Source organism: Mesorhizobium sp. M7A.F.Ca.CA.004.06.1.1, assembly GCF_003999135.1.
GTDB lineage: Bacteria > Pseudomonadota > Alphaproteobacteria > Rhizobiales > Rhizobiaceae > Mesorhizobium.
Map to the genome: position 1 here is coordinate 1 of NZ_RZPQ01000915.1, position 2055 is coordinate 2055.

A 2055-nucleotide genomic window follows, 5' to 3' on the forward strand; every position below is an offset into this window, starting at 1 on the left:
AGCTGGTCGACGGCCGCTATACGGACGGAAGGGTGGTGACCGCCAATCTCGGCGGCGACCTGACGATCAAGGGACCGCTGACCTCCGCACCGGTCATTGCCGGCACCGTCAATCTCGCCAAGACGGTGATCACCGTTCCGGACAAATTGCCGGGCTCGCTGGCAGCGCTCGACGTCAAGCACAAGAACGCGCCAGGTGCGGTCAAGGCACAGGACAAGGCGCTGCGGCCGCCGACGACCAGCGGCAAGGGCGGCGGTAGCGGCCTTGCACTCGATGTCACGGTCAACGCGCCGAACCAGATCTTCATCCAGGGCAGGGGCGTCGATGCCGAACTTGGCGGCTCGCTGAAGCTGACCGGCCCGGCCTCGTCGCCGCAAGCGGTCGGCACCTTCACCCTGCAGCGCGGACGGCTGTCGATCCTCGGCAAGCGGCTGACCTTCACCGAAGGCACGGTCGGATTTTCCGGCTCGCTGGTGCCCTATCTCAATTTGACGGCGACCACGACGACGACCGGCGCCACCGTCACCATCGTGGTGTCGGGCGAGGCGACCAATCCGAAGTTCACCTTCTCCTCGGTGCCGGCGCTGCCCGAGGACGAGGTGCTGGCGCAATTGATCTTCGGCCGCTCGATGTCGAATCTGTCGCCGCTGCAGATCGCCCAGTTGGCCGAGGCCGCCGGGCAACTGGCCGGCGTCGGCGGCTCGACGTCGCTGCTCGAAAACCTGCGCAGCGCCATTGGTGTCGACGACCTCGACGTCACCACCGACGACCAGGGCGGCACGGCGGTTTCGGCGGGCAAATACCTCAACGACCGCACCTATGTCACGATCCAGAAAGGCGACAAGCCGGGCTCGGGCAAGGCTACGATCGACCTCAATGTCGGGCGCGGCGTCAAGCTGCGCGGCGAGGCCAACGATGCCGGCGAAGCCAAGGGCGGCATCTTCTACGAGAAGGAATACTGATAGTTCGGCAGGACTTTTGGCCTCATGATGGATCGATTCTGGCGCTGTCCGGGCTGGAGTAAATGTCTCAGTTTAATCGACTACCGAGATTCCAGAAGAATCCGTCGGACAGTAGCAAATTTGCGCCAAGACTGTCGTTATCACGCGAACCGCTCCCCTTTCAAAGTTGCACATTCCCTAACATGTTCTCAATCCACGCCGTCTTTGACATCATGGCCTGGATGCGGAATGTTAAAAGGCGGAAAGCCAACAATGGGAGTTAAGTCATGACAATTTACAAGAGTAATGGCGATCGCGTTCCGGATCACATCCTGGCCATGGCCGAAGAAGCCAAGGCAGGCAAGGTGGACCGCCGCGAATTCCTGGCCATGGCCAGCGTCTTCGGCGCATCGACGGCAATGGCTTACGGCTTGCTCGGCCTCGCCGATCCGACGCCGGCGAAGGCCGAAGAGGTAAAGGGCAAGAAGGGCGGCACGCTGAAGATCGCCCAGTGGATCAAGGATCCCAAGGACCCGCGCAAGGCCGACTGGTCGGAAATCGCCAATGCCGAGCGCCAGGCGCTCGAGCCGCTGGTCAAGTACACGTCCGAATACACGTTCCGCCCCTATCTGCTGGAAAGCTGGGACGTCAACGACGATGCCACGCAGTACACGCTGCATGTGCGCAAGGGCGTCACCTGGTCGAATGGCGATGCCTTCACCGCCGCCGACGTCGTCTTCAACCTGAAGCGTTGGGCCGACAAGAAAGCCGAAGGCAATTCCATGCCCGGCCGTCTTGGCTCGCTGGTCAAGGACGACAAGCTCGACGAAAGCGCCGTGACCATGCCGGACGACCACACGGTCGTGCTGAAGCTCACCAAGCCGGACATCGCGCTGATTCCGAACATGTGCGACTATCCCGGCCTCATCGTCCACAAGACCTTCGATGAGAAGGGCGGCGACTTCAAGGCCTGCCCGATCGGCACCGGTCCGTTCGAACTCGTCTCCTACGATGTCGGTCAGAAGGTGGTCTACAAGCGCCGCACCGACGACAAGTGGTGGGACGGCGAAGTGTTCCTCGACGGCCTGGAATTCATCGACTACGGCACCGATCC

General features: G+C 62.2%; 2 protein-coding genes. Both read left to right on the forward strand.

Annotated elements, in window-relative coordinates; translation table 11 throughout:
- The coding region (locus EN906_RS32065; RefSeq protein WP_206529227.1) for a translocation/assembly module TamB domain-containing protein at positions 1-962 on the forward strand (962 nt) is incomplete at its 5' end.
- A gap of 266 nt (positions 963-1228) precedes the next feature.
- A partial coding sequence (locus EN906_RS32070) for an ABC transporter substrate-binding protein (RefSeq protein ID WP_245484376.1) occupies positions 1229-2055 on the forward strand: 827 nt, incomplete at its 3' end.